The sequence below is a fragment of the Alteromonas sp. R7 genome (assembly GCF_055755235.1).
Window position 1 is genome coordinate 105,347 of sequence record NZ_JBVTQX010000010.1, and the last position, 19,173, is coordinate 124,519.

Genomic DNA, 19,173 nt, shown 5'->3' on the forward strand with positions numbered 1-19,173 from the left:
TTGTAGGCGTCTTTTTAAGCGTTAAGTAATTGAGTAAGAATGGCGTTTTGGCCATGCATTCTATTTTCGGCTTGCTGCATTAATAGCGATTTATCGCTATCAATCAACGAGCCCGTAATTTCTAAATCGCGATGGGCAGGTTGGCAGTGCATAACGTAGCTAGCACCGGTTGCTTCCATCAACGCTTCGTTTACCTGATAAGGCATGAACTTTTCTTTGATCACTTCAAGTGGCGTCTCGTCACCCATTGAAAGCCATGTATCTGCATAGATAACGTCTGCACCGTTAGCAGCACTAAGCTCTGTGCTTTCAACAATCGATACACCCGTTTTCTCGGCAATCGCTTTGGCTTGCGCCACAATTTCAGGTGCCGCTTCGTGCCCCTCTGGCGTGACTACAACTTGGTTGCAACCTAGCAGCGCCCCAACAATTAACAGAGAATGGGTTACATTGTTGCCGTCGCCTACATAGGCCATGGTAAGACCTTCGGTTTTGCCGAAGCGTTCAAACATTGTGAGGTAGTCGGCAAGGCCTTGGCATGGATGATATTTATCACACAATGCGTTGATAACGGGCACATTTGCTGCCTTAGAAAAGGTTTCCAGCGTCTCGTGAGAAAATACACGAGCGACTATGGCGTCAGCCCAACATGCAAGGTTAGCGGCGGTGTCTACTGCGTCTTCACGGCCTGCTAATTTGCCCGACTGCACATCTAAATACACCATGTGGCCGCCAAGCTTGTTGATACCAATATCGAAGCTAACGCGGGTTCGCAAAGACGGCTTTTCAAACAGGGCAACAATTGACTTCCCCGCTAGCACGTTGCTGTAACTTGCTGGGGCTTGTTTAATTTCTACAGCCAATTGCAGCAAGTTTTTCATTGCGTCGGGTGTCCAGCCTGCAAAGGTTAGTAGGTCCTGTTTCATTGTACTTCTCCGGCATTGCCTTTTGTAAAGTCGGTGTGGGGTAAATCAGCGTTTTTTGACGGTGTATTTGTCAGTGCTGAGGGCAGTATTTGCGTGCCCGTTTTTTTATTTAAAATGTCGTTGATGTCGGCGGCCCAACTCGCGATATACACTGCGCGGCCTAAATTCTCCGCTGAGGCGAGTGCCGCATCCACTTTTACTTTCATCCCGTCGGTAATAACGCCTTCATCTGCGTACTTCGATATGCTTGCAGCGCTAAGTTCGCTAATTAGCAATTTGTCACCATCAAGCACACCGTCAACATTGGAAAGGAGTAAAAGTTCAGCGTTAAGAAGCTCGGCAATAACCGTTGCGGCTTGGTCGGCGTTTACATTTAGTAATCTGCCTTGTGGGCTTGAACCAATAGAACTGATAATCGGTAGTGTTGACTGGGCTAATACGCTTTTTAGAAATGATACATCTGCTGTTGACGGTACGCCCACTGCGCCGTATTGGTCAGCTAGTGGCTCACACACCACCATATTGCCGTCTAACAACGACAAACCAACAGGGGTTAAGCCTGAAGCCAAAGCCGCTGCGCATAGCTGCTTATTGGCAGAGCCTGCGAGTGCTCCACAGATATAAGGCATATGTTCATCGGGCGTAACCCGAAGGCCATCTATTTTTGTGCTTTGAAGACCAAGACTCGCCATAAGCGTTTCCACTAATGGTCCGCCTCCGTGAACCACTACGACGGGGCGTGTGGCCTGCACGTCTTTTACGCTTAGAAATAAACGTGTCATTGCGGCGGTGTCGTCGAGTAATGCACCGCCAACTTTAATTACAATTGGTGAAACACTCATAGTACTAACCCTGTCTCTACTGGTTGTTTCGTCATTATGTTAAGGCACTGTATTGCCTGAGAGGCAGCACCTTTCATTACGTTGTCGATTGCAGCGGTAATCACTGCGTATCCAGATGCTTCATCTAATTTCCAGTGCAGATCAACAAATGGGGTATGAGCAACGTCATCAATTTTTGGAAAACTCTTGCGCAAACGCACAATGGGTTTATCAGCATAGGCGTCAGTGTACGCTTGTTCAAGTTGTGCGCTGGTGGTACCAGCTTTAACCTTAACGGTTACGGTCGCCAAAATTCCTCTTTTAAAATTACCTAAGTGCGGCGTAAAGATAACTGGGGTACCCAAGTAAGCTTCAATTTCAGGGGTATGGCGGTGACCTAGCACACCGTATGCTTGCAGGCTAACCTCAAAAAAGCTGGTGTTTAGGCTGGCTTTCCTGCCTGCACCCGATACGCCGGAAACAGCGTTAATTACTGGGCGTACGCTTTCATCTAGTAAATTATTGTGAGCAAGAGGTTTAAGTGCACTAAGGCTCGCAGTGGGATAGCAACCCGGCACAGCGATAACGTCGGCAGAGGCAATTTGCGCTTCGTGCCACTCGGCAAGGCCGTAAACAGCTTGAGCCAAGCTTTGCTCTTGCGTATGTGGAAAGCCGTAGAACTGTTCGAAGACATTGGTGTCTTTTAGCCTGAATGCACCCGACAAATCGAGCACTTTGGCTTTGCCCGAAGATAGGACAGGCATCCAGTCGTGGCTCGCCTCGTGAGGAGTGGCAAGAAAGATAAAATCGACACCGTCAGCCATTTCTTTTAATGCCGCATCCGAAATAGGCGTCAGTGTGGCATTAACGTGAGCCAAGTTGCCGTGAAGCTCTGCAATATTTTTACTCGCATCGCTACTATTCTCAGATACGTAAGTCCCCGCTAATGCAAGTTTAGGGTGCTGAATAACTAACTGAACAAGTTGTGCCCCTGTGTAACCACTGGCACCAATAATCGAAACGCTGTACATAATCAAAAATTCAATAAAAGGAGAAAAAAAACACTTTTTACCTTTGTAAACTGGTTGGGCGTAAATCCTTGCCTAACCGCTACCACATTACAAAGGTAAAAAGTGTGCTACCGCAAAAGCATAGAAAGGCGCACGCATCGTCGTACGCTATGCATCGTGTAGCCAGCCAGGGGAGAGGTAAACTCTTTATCGTTGCCAGTGGTTGAACCAACAACGCGAGTTGGTTGTGTCATCATCAATTCCTATCAAGTCGCAACTCAAAATTATGAGTTGGATGCTTTAACCGTCGACTAGTGTATCTAATCTGAATGTTTATGCAATAAAAATGTATAAATATTTTATTGGGTGGTTGCGGCGACTACGCCACAAAAAATATAACTAATAATATATTTATAGTTGTGACAGTAAGTTGACAAGTTACGCAATAGAACTGAATATTTATACTCACTGTACGATATGGTTGAGTGGAAATGTTTACCAGTAATGCACGTCGTTCATCATTAATGCTTGATATGACTAGTTACAGTGTCTAACCATGCAAAGCTGGTAAATTGTTACCGTATGTCGACAGTGGCCGTGAGTATTGGTTGTTAGGATTAACTCGGAAAATAAAATGGGCAAACTTACCTTGGCGCTTGTTGCGCACGATCATAAAAAGCCTGAGCTACTTGCTTGGGTTAAGCAGCACATTGATGTGCTCAAACAGTGTAATTTAGTGGGAACAGGCACAACAGGCGGTTTAATTGCCAATGAAACGGGGCTAGAAGTTACGCGCTACAAAAGTGGCCCGCTTGGTGGCGACCAGCAGATAGGAGCACTCATCGCTGAGAACAAGCTAGATGCACTTTTCTTTTTCTGGGATCCGCTAAACCCAGCGCCTCACGACCCTGATGTTAAAGCGCTGCTACGACTGTGTTCGGTATGGAATGTGCCAGTTGCCTGCACACCCGCCACAGCTGACTTAGTAATAACGTCGCCGCTTTTTCTGTCACCCGACTACAAGCCAGTTAAACCGAATTTTTAAGATTGGTTAAATCAACGGCCTTGTAGTTTGGTGGGCAGAAGGTGGTCTTTAGGTTAATTGAAACCTCGTTGAACGAACTGGTAGGCAGCATCTGCTGCCTTGTTGGTTATTTCGGCGGTTATATCATCAGTCTGAATAGATGCGGTGGCATCACTCGCCTGCGTTTGTGGCGCACCTGAAATATTAGCACTTACCTTACTGTCGATGCTTGGATTGCTAAAAACTGACGCGAGTAAAGACTGCCCCATCGACCACATATTGTTTGAGATGCTTTGTCCTGTCACATTCTCTACGGTCAAATCGATAGCGTTATACATTAATCCGCCTATTCCGCCATATAAAAAACTTCCCGCCAAGCTTGCTGCCGCGGCCGTGTGATTTGACGTGGTTGCTTCATAAATATCCGAAACTATGGGTAGGTGATTTGCAATGTTTAACGCATCAAATCCGTCTTTAAGATCAAGCCCATCGTCTCCGAAAGCGCCGGAATACAAATTATCGAAGAGTGTTGGAGTAGTATCACTTTGATTATTGGCAGCCGTGTTGCTATCACCATTTCCCAGAACGCTAGTAGTAGCATTTACGGACGTATCATTGTTGGTAACTAGCGATTGAAATACATCGTTTTGCAATGCATTTAACAGCGTGCCTTGCATGGTGGCAATTGCATCATCTGATAAAACCCCATTGACGCTACTCGTACCAGAAAGCAAAGATAATGCGCCTTGAACATCGCTGGCTGTGCCGGTAAGTATATTAGATTGTGTTGAGAGATTAGCTTCGCCTGATATTTTGCTGTCGATTGCATCAGCTTCATTCGGTTGATTCTCTATTGCGAGTAACGATGCGAACAAAGACGGCAAAGACTGGCCGCTGGTTGCCGCTTCATTGGCTACTTCTGTTGAATTTGCCGATTTATTTTCAATGTCAGCAGTATGTAAACCAAATTTTGAAAGTAGTGCGCTGACGCCATTTTCAGCAGTGTTAGTTGTTGTGTTTTCTAAGGCCATAACATCCCCTTACCCGCAGGCATATATTTGATTTGTAAAGGTTTTGCAAATAAGTCAAGTGAACGAGATTTCTTTTAATTTGTTCGTTTACACTTGCTCCCGTTAGGTCATGGATGGCACTTAATTTACACACTGCATAAAAACTAATACTGAGCAATGTCATGAAAGTTCGATGCCATATACACACACTAATCGCAATCTTTACACTTGGTGGTTGTGCCCAAACACTCACTGACGAAGAACAGGTTGTTCAAAGTAGCCCTACCAACCCAAATGTGTCGCAACGAGCTGTAAAGCCTGTTGAGGAAGAGCCGTCGCCTGGCGATCCCCGTTACTCCCCCCCTAGGATGGAGCCAACGTCGACCTTGCATGTACCCACGGGGTCGCTATTTAATCCTGAGCACTCTGTAGGGCTTTATGAACGCCACGCAAGCTTCAAAGTGGGCGACATGATTCTAGTTAAGCTTGAAGAACAGACGCAGTCGGAGAAGTCGCTCGATTTTAATACAGATAAAAACACATCCTTTGATTTGTCTCCCGTCACACTAAAAGTGGGGGGAATTCGAATTGACGAAGATGACGTTGAGGTGGAGCACGAACAGGACAGTGAGTTCGCCAGCTCTGCTAAAACTAAGCAGTCAAATTCGATGAGTGGCAGCATTACCGTGTATGTTACGGGAATAACGCCGGCAGGGAATTTACTGGTAACGGGTGAAAAGTGGATAACGATGAACAGAGGAAAAGAATACATTCGCTTTTCAGGAGAGGTCAGAAAAAAAGATGTGGATGAAAGTAATACCGTATTGTCTTCAAAAGTCGGCAACGCATTAATTGAGTATAGCGGTACGGGTGAGCTGCAAGATAATCAGCAGCGAACAGTGATTGGCAAGCTGTTTTCAATATTTGGATAAGCGCTATGAAAGGCACTATTTTGCCAAGCTTACGCATCAGTCTTACTGCTGTGCTGGTACTACTTCCTTCTTTGGTTACTCAGCACGCATGGGCTCAATGGGTACAGGGTGAAGCTACGATGGCACTCGCTGGCGCAGAACTTAGCGACGTGAGAACCAGCGCCATACAAAATGCTATTGCTGATGCGGCTTTTCGCAGTGGCAGTACCATTTCCGCGCAGGATATCACGGTAGACGGGCTACTCCTTTCCAGCAAAGCCGAAATTCGTTCTCAGGGCAGAGTTCAAAGAGTAGAGATCATAAGCGAAACACTCAAAGATGACGCGCTTACAGTGGTGGTGAATGTAAACATTACGCCTCTGTTCAATTGCACTAACAACGGACTTGCCCATCGCATTTTAGTGACCGAATTTCCTTTAACATCGCCTCAACAGGCCGCGACTGGCATGCTCTATTCATTTGGCAGCCACGTGTCTCAACGATTTGCTCAGCAACTCAACGGTCTTTATCAAAGTGGAGATGTAAGCCAGATTCCTGTTTCTCTTATTAACGCTAACACCTGGTTAACCTCCAGTCTGTCAGACATTGATTTAACGACTATGTCGACTTTTCTGCGAAGTGAATATGGGCAGCAGTTCGTGGTATTCGGGTTTGTAAAGGACATTTCTCTTTTCGAACAGGTGTCGCAGGCTACCTCGGTATTTGAAACTGATGGTGTCGCGCTTCGCCGGAATTTTACCGTTCAGGTTTACGTGCTCGACACTTTCAAAGCCAAGGTGATTTTTAATGATAGCTATCACAGCGAGGCCGATTGGCCCTTTTCTCAACATTATTCGGTGGATATGAGCAACAGCTTGTTGTGGCGCAGTGATTTTGGGCGCATGGTCCTCAATACGGTACACGCTGCTATTACTGACATTCACGCGGCACTTCAGTGCGAAACGACTTATGCGCAGGTCATTGATATCTCGCCTGACTACATTGCTATAGATCTGGGTAAAAATAGTGGGTTAGCCGTGGGCGATGAGTTTTCATTGGTTAAGCAACGGGCGCTGCCTGCGTTGGGCTTATCAAGAAAGCCGGGACTGTTTTCAACGAAGACTTTGACTTTGCAGGTGTACGAAGTTTCTGATGACGTCAGCTTGCTTAAAGCGGAGTCAGGTAGTGATAGCGTACATATTGGTGACTTTGTCACGCCGTTAACTCTCTCGGCGAAACGTAGTTTAAAAGAAAGTCAGCAGGTTGGAAGCCAGCCATAAAAAAGGCTGGCCAAGGCCAGCACTTTTTACGGTGGGTTAGGGTGTTACTGAATACTAAGAACGCAGTAAGTCACGTAGCTTTCGACCTTCTTCGCGCTGCGCTTTTAACTCAGCTTGCTGTTCAGGCGTTAGTACTGCAAACATGGCCTGGCGCTGTTTGGCCTTTTCAACACCAGCACTGACAAGGTCGTCTTTGTACTGGGCAACAAGAGCGTTCCAAGAGTCTTGTGAGAAAGACGAGCTTCTAATCAGATCGCGCTGGGCTTCCTTGAAGCTTCGCAACGTTTCTCTATTGGCTTTGGATGTATCCTTGAATGATTCACGAAGTTCAGCAAGATTTGCCAGCTGATCATCGGTCAGGTCAATGCCTTTAAACGGCGTGCCATCCCGCTGGTGATCTCTGTCGCCTCTTTCACCTTTACCGTGACCACGGAATTTTTTGCCTTTGCCTTCATCATCCATACGTTTTGCAAATTGTGACTTTTGCTCGTCAGACGCGTTGCGTCGCTTATCGCCTCTCGCCGCTCTTTTTTGATCTCTACTTTCTTCGCGTGCCAAGACTTTCGCTTGCTGCTCTTCACTTAGCACGTTAAAAATATTGTGGCGTAGTTGCGCAAGCGCAAAGTGTTTCGACTCACGCTCTTCAAGTTGAGTTTGTATAAAGGTGCTGATTTGTGCCTCAGAAGCAGTTTCAAAATCGAAACTTGGCTTCTCACTATCGTGATTTTCAGGTCGAGGGTTAGCGTCTTTAAATGCGCTTATGAGTGTTTTTATCTCTTCGCGTTGTGCGTCGCTTAAGCTTAAACCGCGAAGGTGTTTAACAATTTCTTTAACCGGTTCGTGGTGACGCATACCAGGGCCTGCTGGCTGAGCCAACGCAAGTCCCCCTAAGCTAATCGCCGCTACAGTTGCACTAGCAATTAATAACTTTTTCATTGTCGTCTCCTTTTTGTTCGGACACGTTAATCCTAGCGCGATAAATACAAAAAGCAGTCAACACACTGTAAAGCTTCTGTAAAGGTGATGCCGTTTTGTAATTGTAAAGGTCTGAAAAGATATAGTATGCGTTTGTCAGTGTTTTTCGTTTAATTTAGACAAGACTCACCACAAGCGCAGGTTGAAGTTTATAAAAATTACAGGCACTTTCATGAATCAAAGGTCAGCAGTTCCAACCGTTAAAGAGTTTAATACCATGAGTTCAGATTTTCATTTGCAGTCTATCCTTGTTATTGATGATGACCTTGAGCTAACTGAAATGCTCTCCACGTACCTGTCGAGTATGGGTTATCAAGTGCAAGTGCGTAACGACGGCGAAGAAGGGTTATCTGAAGCTGTATCTGGACGACATTACGATCTTATTTTATTGGATGTGATGATGCCAAAGATGGATGGCTTCGATGTGTTGAAAAAACTTCGTGTCAGCCATAGCACGCCTGTACTTATGTTGACAGCAAGAGGCGATGATTACGACCGCATTTTAGGTCTGGAAATGGGCGCCGATGATTATTTACCGAAACCGTTTAACCATCGTGAGCTGGTGGCGCGAATAAAAGCGATTGTGCGTCGTCATAATCTTTCCTCAACGGGAGGAGCGGTGGAACAAGATTTATTTGTGAATGGCATCTTTTTAAGCCCAAGTAGCCAGCTCGCTAAAGTAGACGATGTGGAATTAACGCTAACCACAACTGAGTTTTTAATTTTGCGCTTACTAATGCTAAATGCCGCTCAGCGGGTAACGAAAGAAGAAATAAGCTTAAAGATACTCGGTAAGCCACTGCAAGCTTTTGACAGAAGCATTGATATGCATGTTAGCAATCTGCGAAAGAAAATCAGTGCAGTAGCCGTAGATGAAAAAATAAAAACCATCCGCGGAGTAGGGTACATGTTAATTGTTGGAAGCCATTAATGGTAAAACTGTTACGCAGCATCAGCCCAACGCGGGCCATCATGGGCCGTTTGTTTCTGTGGTTTTGGGCAACGTTCATTGTTACATCGCTTTTGGCCATTTGGGGAAGTCGCCTCTTTTTTGAAGACCTTCAAGTTGTGCAAATAAAGCCTCGCGAAGTAGAAGATTTAAATCAAGCCATTGAGCGGATGCAGCGTGGGCGCTTTCAGGACCTACCGTTACATGAGACGCTAGATCGCAATTCACGTGGCGTGAGAGGTCGACTGGTTGCGGTAGATATTCGCGACAACCGCCTTATTTCAGGTGGAGGCCCTCCGCTTCGTGACAACGATAAAGAAGATTTACTGCGTTTGGTAAATCAAACCTCCCCGATTGCAGTAAAGCGCGGCGCATTCAAAATTCTCGGCCCGGTTTTCTTCGAGCGAGACAATTCACGCTTTGCGCTTTTTGCGGTAAAGCTAGATATGCCCGAAAAGCAAACTCCTCCGGTTCTGCTGTTTTTGGCGATTGCACTTATTACTACCACGCTTTTGAGCTGGCTATTCGCCAAAACGCTGACCAACCCTATTTTGCACATTCAGGGTTCAGCAAAACGTTTAGCAAGCGGCGACTGGCAAACGCGGGTGGGCAAGGCTGCCAAGCGTCAGGATGAGTTAGGTCAGTTGGCGCGCGATTTCAATAAAATGGCTGAACAGCTCGAATCAATGTGGGGCGCACAAAAGCGATTATTGGCCGATGTGTCTCACGAACTTCGTTCACCCCTAGCGCGACTGCAAATGGCGCTAGGTCTTGCCCATCAGCAAAATGTAGACCCTGCCACGTTATCTCGTGTTGAGCGGGAGGCTGATCGTATGGAAGCGCTGGTAAGCCAATTACTTACTCTTAGTCGTGCTGAAGCTGGCGAAGCCAACATGCAAAAACACGCTTTGTCTTTAGTACTCAACGATGTGCTTACCGACGCTAACTTTGAAGTGGCAAACAAAAACAAGCAGCTAAAAATTGACGATATACCCAAAAAGACGGTAGTCATTGACAGCATGATGTTTTGTCGCGCTGTCGAGAATGTTCTTCGCAATGCCATACGCCATAGCAAACTCGTCACGCATATTGCGTTTAGCGAAGATGCGCAGCATTGGTGTATTCACATTACAGATGACGGCGACGGGTTAACCATTGAGGAATGTGAGCGTATATTTTCACCGTTTTACAGGGCAACTCTTGCCAGAGAGCGTGAGTCTGGTGGTGTAGGCTTGGGGTTATCCATTGCAAAAGCGGCAGTTGAGTTGCATCATGGTCGCATAATCGCTGAACCTGCTGAGCGCGGTGGGCTACGAGTTACTATGTCATTTCCGAAGTTATGATTGGGAACGTTGATAGCACTCCGTAGCCTAACAAAGAGCGCAATTTGACTGTAATAGGGTATTTATGAACTGGACGTTCACGTCTGAAAATAACTTAGCCAGCACTTTTGCCACGTATATCAATCCCTTCTGGCAAAACAGTGTTACTCAGGGCCACTTCTCTGGGAAAGACAATATCAAGGTACGCTTTGCGCACTGTATCCCAGAATCGCCGCGAGCTACCATTGTAATATGCTCTGGTCGAATCGAATCTTATTTAAAGTACAAAGAGTTCATTTACGATCTCTATCAAAATGGTTTCGCCGTATTCATCTTAGATCACAGAGGCCAAGGCTTGTCAGACAGGATGACCCGTGACCCTCAGCATGGTTATGTTGCCGATTTTGACGACTACGTTGATGACTTCGTTATGTTCGTAGAAACTATTGTAAAGCCACTGCAGCAAGGCCCGTTACAGCTGGTATGCCATTCGATGGGGGGCGCCATTGGTGCACTCACGCTGCTGCGTCTTCCGAATTTGTTTTCAAAAGCCGTTTTAGCTTCACCCATGTTTGGCATTAAACCCGCTCTGCCCAATTGGTTGGCGAATGGCTTAATTCGCACAGGCCTTGCGGTAAACAGGATGAAAAAGAAAGATGCGGGGTACTTTTTTGGTCAAACCCCTTATATCGCGTTTCCTTTTTCACTTAATAAGCTCACCCACAGCAAAACCCGCTATGCCCTATTTCGTGAACTGTATGACGAAGAGCAGGATATTCAGCTTGGTGGCGTGACTACAGAGTGGTTGGCAGCGGCACATCAGGCTATGAACAAAATTGAAAGTAGCGCACGCGCTATTACAACGCCCTCGCTTGTATTAAGTGCAGACGATGACGCGATTATTGATAATAACCGTCAACGCCGCGTGGCGCAGCTTATGCCAAATGCAAAACTTGAAATAGTGCCCCGCGCTTACCATGAGCTATTCACCGAGTCTGACGACATTCGCGAGCGCTCTGTGGCGCGTATTCTCGACTTTTTGACAGAAGACTCGTCTACATAAGTGCAGCCGCAGCTAACATTTAGTTTGGTGATCGTACTTAAGAGCAGCGCTTTCTATTTCACTGGTAATAAAAGTGTGTGCAAGGGTGATGAAGAATGGCGTTTCGGTATAAAATAAACGAGTTGTTAACTGTGAAGGTAATTTAAAAAAGCATGCTCGATATCGTACTCTATCAGCCAGAGATCCCGCCAAATACGGGAAACATCATCCGCTTATGCGCAAACAGTGGCTTTATGTTGCACTTAATCGAGCCCTTGGGCTTTGAATGGGACGATAAACGCGTTCGACGCGCAGGTTTAGATTATCACGAGTTTGCTCACGTAAAGCGCCACGCCAATTTAGACGCTTACCTAAATGATGCTAAGCCAAAACGGGTATTCGCTTGCACAACGAAAGGCAAAGCATTTCACAGCGATGTGTCTTATCAAAAAGGCGATGCGTTAATTTTCGGACCGGAAACCCGAGGTTTACCAGACGACTATATTCAATCGCTTCCCCCAGAGCAGCGTGTTCGCATCCCTATGTTGCCAGACAGTCGTAGTATGAACTTGTCTAATGCAGTATCGGTATTTGTGTATGAAAGCTGGCGTCAGTTTGGTTACGAGGGTGCTCGTTAGTACTTTCTTCAACGCTTACTGTTTTGCTAAAAACTCTTTTAATCATTCAAATCAAAAGCTTATTCAGCCTTTAAAAATGTCTGTAAAGATAGCGTAAATGTAAAGATTGTCTCTCGTGGCGAATCTTTACATTCGCTATATTGCATTCAGTTTTTTTTATGGATCGAATGCTTTGAAACTCCCTCTACCCATTAAAGTACTGCTCATTGCAATTATTGTGTTTGTGCCCGCTTATGCTGTTTATGCATGGCTATACTCACCTCAGACAAATACCGAATATCTCTTTCAAGGTGCAAAGATACGAGACATCGAATTAAATTTGGTGTCTACAGGTCAGCTTGAGCCCAAGCGCTACGTAGAGGTAGGCGCGCAGGTTTCAGGTCAGGTAGACAATATTCACGTAGAAGAGGGGGATATTGTTAAAGAAGGCGATTTGCTGGTAGAGATCGATGCCCGTGTATTTGAAACACAAGTACAGAACTCTCAAGCGGCGCTGGACAGCAAAAAAGCACAGCTGGCTCAGCTGCGGGCAGAGAGAGAACTCGCCGAAGTGAGAGCGCAACGCAATCAAAATTTGTTTAAGCAAAATGCAGTCAGCCAAGATGTAGTCGTAAGCAGCGATACAAACCTTAAAGTTATCGATACCAAGATCACGGCGAGCATCGCACAGATTAAAGCCGACGAAGCCTCGCTGGAAGGGGATATTACTAAGCTCGGGTTTGCAAAGATATTCGCGCCAATATCCGGAACTGTAGCCACCTTACCGGTGCGTGAGGGGCAAACCCTGAATGCTAATCAAAACGCCCCCGTGTTGCTTCAAATTTCCGATTTATCAGTAATGACCCTACGCGCAGAAGTGTCTGAAGCCGATGTGCAGAAAATAAAGCGCGGCATGCCAGTCTATTTCTCTACCTTGGGCGATAACAAAACCTTCTACCACTCTACCGTTCGTCAAGTGCTACCTACACCCACTGTACTTAATGACGTAGTGCTATACCAAGTGCTAATCGATGTTGAGAATCCTGATCGCACTTTAATGGACGCTATGACTACCCAAGTGTTCTTTGTGCAAGAGCAGGTGAAAGGCGCGCTTTCTGTGCCGTTAGCGGCAGTAAAAGGACGAGCTCGCAATCAATTCGTGATGCTTAAACAGGGCGATGAGGTGGTTCGCACGCCAGTAAAAGTAGGCATAAAAAATAGAACCCATATTCAAATTATAGAAGGCCTATCAGAAGGTGATGAAGTGGTTGTGGGTCTAGCAGACGGCACCGCAATGCCGGCCGCGGGCATGCGCAGAGTTCCGGGTGGGCAGCCGCCATCAGGCCCACCGCGCCGCCGTGACGGATTCTAATATGTCGTTAATACAGCTTAATGGCGTATCACGTCGCTACAAAACAGAAGGCTTTGAAGTCACCGCATTGGATAACGTTTCGTTATCAATCGATAAGGGTGAATTTGTCGCCATTATGGGGCAGTCGGGGTCGGGTAAGTCGACCTTGATGAATATCCTAGGGTGTTTAGACACCCCTTCAGAAGGGGTGTACCGTATCCACGGACAGTCAGTATCCTCGCTAAATCCCGATCAACTTTCTGCCCTTCGCTTGAAAACGTTCGGGTTTGTTTTCCAACGCTATCAGCTACTGTCGTCGCTAAATGCGACTGAAAATGTGGCACTGCCAGCAATATACAGCGGTACGTCTAGCGAAGATCGCACTCAAAAAGCGCAACAGCTGCTCGATAAACTTGGCCTTTCAAGCAGAAAAGAGCACAAACCCGGAGAGCTTTCAGGTGGCCAACAACAGCGTGTCTCGGTAGCGCGAGCCTTAATTAATGGTGCAGAAGTAATACTAGCCGACGAGCCCACGGGGGCGCTTGACTCGGCCAGCGGAGAGCAGTTACTGGCATTGCTTCGCGAGCTACACGCAGAAGGGGTGACTATTATTCTTATCACCCACGATAGTGCAGTTGCTGAACATGCCGACAGGCAAATACACTTACTTGATGGGAAAATTGTAACAGATACCAAAACCGCTGCGCCTAGCACAAGTGAATCAGTTGAAAAGAATACGGCTTCAGTGCAGCACGTACATTCTCAAGAGCCCACGCCGGTACCGGCAATCAAACCTTTTCCAAGTATCTCACTTTTTTCAGCCCTATCTATGGCGTTCACTGCCCTTAGAATGAATTGGTTTAGAACCTTGCTCACTCTCTTGGGAATTATTATTGGAGTAGCGGCAGTGGTGACCATGATGGCCATCGGTGAGGGAGGTAAACAGCAGGTACTTGAGCGCATTGAAACCATTGGCACGAACCTGATTTCGATTAGGCCGGGTGGACGAAACATGCGCTCATCCGGAGATATTGCATCGCTGACACTAGCCGATGCCTCTGCATTGAAAAGTGTTCCGGGTGTGGCTTATGTCGCGCCGGAAAGAAGTGCAAGGGCAACCATCCGCTACAGCGAAAACGATTTTTCAGGACGTATTACAGGCACCACACCTGATTACTTTCATGCTAAAGACTGGGAAATGGCGCAGGGCGTGTTTTTCAGCGATGAAGACGTAACAAATTATGCACCGGTGGTGGTAATTGGAGATACGGTAGCTGAGACCCTGTTTGAAGATAAATATCGGGCAGTAGGCGAGTACATCTTGATGCAAAATGCCTTTTATCAGGTCGTAGGTGTACTTCATTCTAAAGGCGCCAGTGCGGGTGGAAACGATATGGATGACGAAGTGCTCATTCCGGTTACAACTGGCCGTTTGAAGGTATTTGGTCGGGATTACTTAAGCAGCATTACCATAAAGGCAGAAAGTACCGAAGTAGCCACTCAGGTAAAAGACGATGTGTTGGCACTGTTGGTAGAACGTCACGGACAAGAAGACGTGATGGTGCGTACCACAGAGTCACTGGTAGAGGCGGTCACGGAAACGCAAGACACGTTAACTTGGCTCTTGGCGTCTGTTGCTGCCATATCTTTGTTTGTTGGCGGTATCGGTGTAATGAATATCATGCTGGTCAACGTATCTGAGCGTAAGAGGGAGATTGGACTACGCATCGCCACAGGCGCAAAACCTCGCGATATATTGCGCCAGTTCAATATCGAGGCATGGGTAGTGTGTATCTTGGGTGGTATCTTCGGCATTCTTCTGGGCTATTTTGTTGTCCTTATCGTTGCTTCATTCAGTGTGCCTGTCGCCTACACGCTAATGCCGCCCGTTTTGGCTTTTGTCACATCTCTCGCTGTAGGGCTCATTTTTGGTTATGCCCCTGCTCAAAAAGCATCAAAGCTTAATCCCATTGACGCGTTGGCAGAGGAGTAACGCCATGCATTCTTTTCGTTTTTCTGTGCCTCTTGCCGCTCGTTCATTACTGTGCGCGTTCTCTTGTATCGTGCTGACCGCAAGCTGCGCTTATTCACCTTCTACAACGTTGCCCGAAACTGACACGCAGGCGCTACAAAAAGCGAAGTCTGTGGACGCGACTAGTCAAATAACAACATCATGGTGGAAGGTGTTCGAGGTGGCTGAACTTGCGCCCGTTATGAAGACGCTTGAAAGCCAAAATTTAACCCTTAATCAAGCCGAGCAGAGGGTAAAACGAGCGCAATTTCTATTAGCACAAGTTAATGCAGGTGACGTTCCGACTATAACGGCGAGGACATCTGGACGCAGTGGAAGAGACCTAGATAGTGGCCGTTCAAGCCACTCTACCTCAGGTGGACTGGGGTTGAGTTATGACGCGGACATATGGGGTACACGAGAAGCTCAGCAGCGCAGTCGTAAGTTAGGTATCGATACTGCACAGTATCAGTTTACCGATGCGCTGTTAGACACCCAGGCGTTGTTTATAAATACCCTTCTTGAGCAGATTTCACTGCAGTCGCGGCTGTCTATTGCGATGCAAAACGTTGAGATTAGCGAAGCGCTGCTAAACCTAGTTCAAATTCGCTTTGAAGAGGGGGATACCTCAGGTATTGAGGTTTCCCAACAGCGCAATACCTTGATCAGTGCTCAGTCGGAGGTGCTGCGACTGAGCAATAGTTTAACGCTTAATGAGCGGGCATTAGCGGTATTGTTAGGTAATGAATCTATGCAATTTAATACGCCTGAACAAAAAGCGCTGCTTTCCCTTTCGCTAACCGATTTCTCACTGCCCGAAGTGGCACCTATATTAAGCGCTGAGGTATTGAAGCAGCGTCCAGATGTTCAGTTAGCTATAGCGCAATTTAAGCAGGCTGATTTAGCGTTTTACGAAGCGTCAGTGGCAGGTCTTCCAGGCATGAGCTTAAGTGCAGATATTGGTGTGAGTGATCTTTTAGATTTAGCGCAAGGGTGGACCTTAGGCGCAGCAGTAAGCTCAGCAGCAACCCTGTTCGACGGGGGACGGTTAGAAGCTGCAGAGAAGGCTGCAAAAACGGATGTTGACTTGGCGATTTTACAGTATCAGCAGACGGTGCTTAGCGCGATAGAAGCGTTGTTAAATAGCCAAACTAACTTGGTATTCAATCAACAAAACTACCGCTACGCGTTAGCCTCGCTCGAGAACAATCAGCAGCTTTATCGTCTTGCGGATATTCGCTACAAAGCCGGTGACACTGACTTTCTGAATTTGCTTAATGCTCAACGTAGCTTTTTCTCGGCTAGGCAATCTGTGATCAGTAATTATCAAGCCGTACTCTCTTCTGTCATTGCCACCTACAGAGAAAGCGCAGGCGCCGACATCACTTCGCCATAGCATTTAGATTTTCTCAAGCAGCAATACGAAAGCCCTGTGAACAGGGCTTTTTTGTGCGTTTTGTAAGGATTGGTATAAATCCTGTCTGAGTCAGGTTTCGTTCAGCTTCACTCATTAATATAGCCTGTGAACATGTACGAATGAGTTTGGAGAAGCATTATGAAACGTATTACCCTGAGTATTATCACCGGCGTTTGCTTAATGATTGCAGGGCAAGCAAGCGCCCATTCAGGTCATCATTCTCACTCGAATAGAGGGGCGAATGAAAGGGTCACTATTATTACGCAACCTGCTCGTCCGATTATTGACGTAGCCATAAGCGTTCCTGAAATTGGCCTGTACGTTAACGTCTTGCCAGGTGCGCATAGGGTAGAGGTTATCGACAATCATCGTTATTACGTTGCTAATAATCATTACTATCGCAAGCATGGGAATCGCTATGTGGTTGTCGATTCACCCTACAAAAAGGTGAAAAAAGTGAAGCACCACAAGCGCAGTCACGCTAGATATCACGACAACACTAAAGTGATCGTGGTAAGAGAAGGCCGCTAAATTCAGGTTAACAAGCTGGAAAAGATAGGAATAGTGGGGCGTTAAGAGGCTGATGGTTTTTGCTACTAAGCAAAAACCATCAAGTATTCACTAGGCTTCTTTTTTGAGGTCTCGACCAAGCAGAGCTAAGGCCGCCTCTTTAGGGGATTTTCCGTGATAAAGCACAGCATAAATTTGTTCACAAATAGGCATTTCTACGCCTACTTTCTTTGATAAAATGTGCACTTCTTCAGTGTTGCGATATCCCTCAACCACTTGTCCGATTTCGTCAATAGCAACATCGACACTCTTGCCTTGACCCAAAGCCAGCCCAAAGCGACGATTGCGCGATTGATTGTCGGTGCAAGTCAAAACTAAATCGCCAAGGCCTGCCATGCCCATGAAGGTCTCTGGGTTGGCTCCTAACTTCACGCCCAAACGGGTAAGCTCTGCTAAACCTCGGGTGATCAGCGCCGTTCGCGCGTTTGCACCAAAGCCAAGGCCATCGGCTAAGCCCGCGCCTATAGCGATAACGTTTTTAACCGCACCACCAAGCTGAACGCCAGTAAAGTCTGAGTTTTTGTATACTCTGAACGACTTTGCGCAATGCAGCTTTGCTGCAAATTCGTCACTCAGCGTATCGTCAGTGGAAGACAGCGAAATTGCAGTAGGTAAGCCTGCTACCATTTCTTTAGCAAAAGTAGGGCCTGATAACACGGCTAGGGGATAGTCGGTACCCAGTATTTCCTCTGCCACATCGCGAAGCAGACGGCCCGTTTTTGGCTCAAGTCCTTTGGTCGCCCAAATAATGCGTTGATGCGGTTTAAGCAATGGTTTTAAGCTTTGAAGCATAGCCGCAAATGCATGGCTAGGTACAACCACTAAAATATCTTTGCTGGCGGCTACCACTTCTTCTAAGTTGGCATTTACCACTAGGGCATCTGGAAATGTTGCGCCTGGAAGATAACGAGCATTCTCACGGTTCGCTTTCATTTCGGCAATGTGCTTTTCATCACGGCCCCAAAGCAGTGTGGGGTTGCCATTTCTGGCAAGACAAAAAGCAAGGGCGGTGCCGTAAGACCCCGCCCCTAATACTGAAACAGACTCTGAAACCGAATGCGACTTCATGTCCACGCCTTTCATGTTCACCTAATTAGGCGTCCATTTTTGGCGCTTCGCCCTGCGCTTGCTGTGCACGTTTTTGCACGTAAGCTGCAAAGATAGCGTCGAAGTTTACAGGCGCTAGGTTAAGTGGAGGGAATGTTCCACGGTTAACCAAGTTAGAAATGGTTTCACGCGCATATGGGAAAAGCATGTTCGGGCAGAACGAGCCCAGCGTGTGCGCTTTGTTTTGGTCTGGCATTTCGCCAATAGCGAAGATACCTGCTTGTTGCACTTCACAAAGGAATGCTGTTTCTTCACCAAGTGTTGCCGTAACGGTAACTGAAAGTACAACTTCAAATACATTTTCTTCTAGCTTGTTAGTGCTAGTGTCGATGTCTAGTTTAATTTCAGGCTTCCACTCTTTAGTGAAAATAGCTGGCGCGTTTGGAGACTCAAAAGAAATGTCTTTTGTGTAGATACGCTGAATATTGAACTGAGCACTCTGTTGCGCTTGTGCGCCCGCTGCTTCGCCGTTATTTGTCTGATTTTCGTCAGCCATGGTATTTCCTATTTAATTGTCGTTTTAATTTAATGTAGTGCGTTGCTGTATGCGCTGACGCTTTACGCCAAACCCAACATTGGATTTAGTTTGCTTTGTGCTTCCAAAGCCATCATATCGTCACAGCCACCAACGTGCTGATCGTCAATGAAAATTTGCGGAACAGTCCAGCCGCCGTTTGCGCGTTCAATCATCTCGTCGCGCAGTTCAGGCTTAACATCTATTGGGTATTCAATAAATTCTACACCTTTTTGCGTTAGCAATGCTTTTGCACGGTGGCAGTAAGGGCAGTGGCCCTTGGTGTAAAGTTCTACTTTGCTCATAAAGGTTACCT

19 protein-coding genes are annotated in these 19,173 nt (G+C 46.6%); 11 read left to right on the forward strand and 8 right to left on the reverse strand.

Features of this window, described 5'->3' with window-relative positions; translation table 11 throughout:
• Window positions 1-14: 14 nt before the first annotated feature.
• The 3 genes from AC0J2X_RS15925 to argC are packed head-to-tail and all read right to left on the reverse strand — an operon-like array spanning window position 15 to window position 2,778.
• Window positions 15-926 carry an ornithine carbamoyltransferase gene (locus AC0J2X_RS15925; protein ID WP_239300316.1) on the reverse strand — a complete coding sequence of 304 codons (912 nt, stop codon included), beginning with the start codon at window positions 924-926 and terminating at the stop codon, window positions 15-17.
• Window positions 923-1,768, reverse strand: a complete 846-nt coding sequence (gene argB / locus AC0J2X_RS15930) for an acetylglutamate kinase (RefSeq protein ID WP_462586093.1) — start codon at window positions 1,766-1,768, stop codon at window positions 923-925. Before argB ends, AC0J2X_RS15925 begins: the two co-directional genes overlap by 4 nt.
• Window positions 1,765-2,778, reverse strand: a complete 1,014-nt coding sequence (gene argC, locus AC0J2X_RS15935) for an N-acetyl-gamma-glutamyl-phosphate reductase (RefSeq protein WP_239244631.1) — start codon at window positions 2,776-2,778, stop codon at window positions 1,765-1,767. The genes argB and argC overlap by 4 nt, the downstream gene beginning before the upstream one ends.
• 613 nt (window positions 2,779-3,391) lie before the next feature.
• Here argC and AC0J2X_RS15940 point away from each other — a divergent pair.
• Window positions 3,392-3,802: a methylglyoxal synthase gene (locus AC0J2X_RS15940; protein WP_014948054.1), complete on the forward strand. Its 411-nt coding sequence runs from the start codon at window positions 3,392-3,394 to the stop codon at window positions 3,800-3,802.
• 53 nt (window positions 3,803-3,855) lie between these two features.
• Here the strand turns inward: AC0J2X_RS15940 and AC0J2X_RS15945 are convergent, their stop codons facing one another.
• Entirely contained in the window at window positions 3,856-4,812 is a 957-nt protein-coding gene (locus tag AC0J2X_RS15945; RefSeq protein WP_462586089.1) for a hypothetical protein, read from the reverse strand.
• Window positions 4,813-4,973: 161 nt separating this feature from the next.
• Between AC0J2X_RS15945 and AC0J2X_RS15950 the strand changes: the two genes are divergently transcribed.
• Window positions 4,974-5,723, forward strand: a complete 750-nt coding sequence (locus tag AC0J2X_RS15950; RefSeq protein ID WP_014948056.1) for a flagellar basal body L-ring protein FlgH — start codon at window positions 4,974-4,976, stop codon at window positions 5,721-5,723.
• 5 nt (window positions 5,724-5,728) lie between these two features.
• Entirely contained in the window at window positions 5,729-6,982 is a 1,254-nt protein-coding gene (locus AC0J2X_RS15955) for a flagellar assembly protein T N-terminal domain-containing protein (protein WP_462586087.1), read from the forward strand.
• 54 nt (window positions 6,983-7,036) lie between these two features.
• Here AC0J2X_RS15955 and AC0J2X_RS15960 read toward each other — a convergent pair whose 3' ends face one another.
• Window positions 7,037-7,918, reverse strand: a complete 882-nt coding sequence (locus AC0J2X_RS15960; RefSeq protein WP_039225068.1) for a Spy/CpxP family protein refolding chaperone — start codon at window positions 7,916-7,918, stop codon at window positions 7,037-7,039.
• Window positions 7,919-8,174: 256 nt separating this feature from the next.
• On the opposite strand from AC0J2X_RS15960, the gene AC0J2X_RS15965 reads away from it, so the two are divergent.
• From AC0J2X_RS15965 to AC0J2X_RS16000, 8 genes are all read left to right on the forward strand, one after another.
• Window positions 8,175-8,888, forward strand: coding sequence for a response regulator transcription factor (locus tag AC0J2X_RS15965; RefSeq protein ID WP_039225152.1), 714 nt, complete (start codon window positions 8,175-8,177; stop codon window positions 8,886-8,888).
• Window positions 8,888-10,249, forward strand: coding sequence for an ATP-binding protein (locus AC0J2X_RS15970; RefSeq protein ID WP_014948060.1), 1,362 nt, complete (start codon window positions 8,888-8,890; stop codon window positions 10,247-10,249). Before AC0J2X_RS15965 ends, AC0J2X_RS15970 begins: the two co-directional genes overlap by 1 nt.
• A gap of 64 nt (window positions 10,250-10,313) precedes the next feature.
• On the forward strand, window positions 10,314-11,291 hold the full coding sequence (locus tag AC0J2X_RS15975; protein WP_039231048.1) for an alpha/beta fold hydrolase: 978 nt from the start codon (window positions 10,314-10,316) through the stop codon (window positions 11,289-11,291).
• Between the two features lie 152 nt (window positions 11,292-11,443).
• Window positions 11,444-11,908 (forward strand): tRNA (uridine(34)/cytosine(34)/5-carboxymethylaminomethyluridine(34)-2'-O)-methyltransferase TrmL, encoded by a 465-nt coding sequence (trmL, locus tag AC0J2X_RS15980; protein ID WP_069943632.1) that lies wholly within the window; start codon window positions 11,444-11,446, stop codon window positions 11,906-11,908.
• Between the two features lie 172 nt (window positions 11,909-12,080).
• The gene (locus AC0J2X_RS15985; RefSeq protein WP_207198711.1) at window positions 12,081-13,259 is read left to right on the forward strand and encodes an efflux RND transporter periplasmic adaptor subunit; all 1,179 of its coding nucleotides are present in this window, start codon (window positions 12,081-12,083) and stop codon (window positions 13,257-13,259) included.
• Between the two features lies 1 nt (window position 13,260).
• Window positions 13,261-15,231 carry a MacB family efflux pump subunit gene (locus AC0J2X_RS15990; RefSeq protein ID WP_462586083.1) on the forward strand — a complete coding sequence of 657 codons (1,971 nt, stop codon included), beginning with the start codon at window positions 13,261-13,263 and terminating at the stop codon, window positions 15,229-15,231.
• 4 nt (window positions 15,232-15,235) lie between these two features.
• Entirely contained in the window at window positions 15,236-16,645 is a 1,410-nt protein-coding gene (locus AC0J2X_RS15995; protein WP_462586081.1) for a TolC family protein, read from the forward strand.
• 159 nt (window positions 16,646-16,804) lie between these two features.
• Complete coding sequence (locus AC0J2X_RS16000; protein WP_039231040.1) at window positions 16,805-17,197, forward strand: hypothetical protein; 393 nt, start codon at window positions 16,805-16,807, stop codon at window positions 17,195-17,197.
• 90 nt (window positions 17,198-17,287) lie between these two features.
• On the opposite strand, the gene gpsA is transcribed toward AC0J2X_RS16000, so the two are convergent.
• The 3 genes from gpsA to grxC all read right to left on the reverse strand — a co-directional run bounded on the left by gpsA (window position 17,288) and on the right by grxC (window position 19,162).
• Window positions 17,288-18,319 (reverse strand): NAD(P)H-dependent glycerol-3-phosphate dehydrogenase, encoded by a 1,032-nt coding sequence (gene gpsA, locus AC0J2X_RS16005; RefSeq protein ID WP_462586079.1) that lies wholly within the window; start codon window positions 18,317-18,319, stop codon window positions 17,288-17,290.
• Between the two features lie 10 nt (window positions 18,320-18,329).
• Complete coding sequence (gene secB / locus AC0J2X_RS16010; protein ID WP_014948068.1) at window positions 18,330-18,839, reverse strand: protein-export chaperone SecB; 510 nt, start codon at window positions 18,837-18,839, stop codon at window positions 18,330-18,332.
• 62 nt (window positions 18,840-18,901) lie between these two features.
• Window positions 18,902-19,162: a glutaredoxin 3 gene (gene grxC / locus AC0J2X_RS16015; RefSeq protein ID WP_014948069.1), complete on the reverse strand. Its 261-nt coding sequence runs from the start codon at window positions 19,160-19,162 to the stop codon at window positions 18,902-18,904.
• Between the last annotated feature and the right edge of the window lie 11 nt (window positions 19,163-19,173).

Bases quoted from the DNA above. Each gene is read 5' to 3' on its own strand.
- AC0J2X_RS16000 (WP_039231040.1), top strand. From the start codon at position 16,805: ATGAAACGTATTACCCTGAGTATTATCACCGGCGTTTGCTTAATGATT.
- AC0J2X_RS15995 (WP_462586081.1), top strand. From the start codon at position 15,236: ATGCATTCTTTTCGTTTTTCTGTGCCTCTTGCCGCTCGTTCATTACTG.
- AC0J2X_RS15950 (WP_014948056.1), top strand. From the start codon at position 4,974: ATGAAAGTTCGATGCCATATACACACACTAATCGCAATCTTTACACTT.
- argB (WP_462586093.1), bottom strand. From the start codon at position 1,768: ATGAGTGTTTCACCAATTGTAATTAAAGTTGGCGGTGCATTACTCGAC.
- AC0J2X_RS15975 (WP_039231048.1), top strand. From the start codon at position 10,314: ATGAACTGGACGTTCACGTCTGAAAATAACTTAGCCAGCACTTTTGCC.
- argC (WP_239244631.1), bottom strand. From the start codon at position 2,778: ATGTACAGCGTTTCGATTATTGGTGCCAGTGGTTACACAGGGGCACAA.
- AC0J2X_RS15965 (WP_039225152.1), top strand. From the start codon at position 8,175: ATGAGTTCAGATTTTCATTTGCAGTCTATCCTTGTTATTGATGATGAC.
- AC0J2X_RS15925 (WP_239300316.1), bottom strand. From the start codon at position 926: ATGAAACAGGACCTACTAACCTTTGCAGGCTGGACACCCGACGCAATG.
- grxC (WP_014948069.1), bottom strand. From the start codon at position 19,162: ATGAGCAAAGTAGAACTTTACACCAAGGGCCACTGCCCTTACTGCCAC.
- gpsA (WP_462586079.1), bottom strand. From the start codon at position 18,319: ATGAAAGGCGTGGACATGAAGTCGCATTCGGTTTCAGAGTCTGTTTCA.
- AC0J2X_RS15990 (WP_462586083.1), top strand. From the start codon at position 13,261: ATGTCGTTAATACAGCTTAATGGCGTATCACGTCGCTACAAAACAGAA.
- AC0J2X_RS15955 (WP_462586087.1), top strand. From the start codon at position 5,729: ATGAAAGGCACTATTTTGCCAAGCTTACGCATCAGTCTTACTGCTGTG.
- AC0J2X_RS15960 (WP_039225068.1), bottom strand. From the start codon at position 7,918: ATGAAAAAGTTATTAATTGCTAGTGCAACTGTAGCGGCGATTAGCTTA.
- trmL (WP_069943632.1), top strand. From the start codon at position 11,444: ATGCTCGATATCGTACTCTATCAGCCAGAGATCCCGCCAAATACGGGA.
- secB (WP_014948068.1), bottom strand. From the start codon at position 18,839: ATGGCTGACGAAAATCAGACAAATAACGGCGAAGCAGCGGGCGCACAA.
- AC0J2X_RS15970 (WP_014948060.1), top strand. From the start codon at position 8,888: ATGGTAAAACTGTTACGCAGCATCAGCCCAACGCGGGCCATCATGGGC.
- AC0J2X_RS15940 (WP_014948054.1), top strand. From the start codon at position 3,392: ATGGGCAAACTTACCTTGGCGCTTGTTGCGCACGATCATAAAAAGCCT.
- AC0J2X_RS15945 (WP_462586089.1), bottom strand. From the start codon at position 4,812: ATGGCCTTAGAAAACACAACAACTAACACTGCTGAAAATGGCGTCAGC.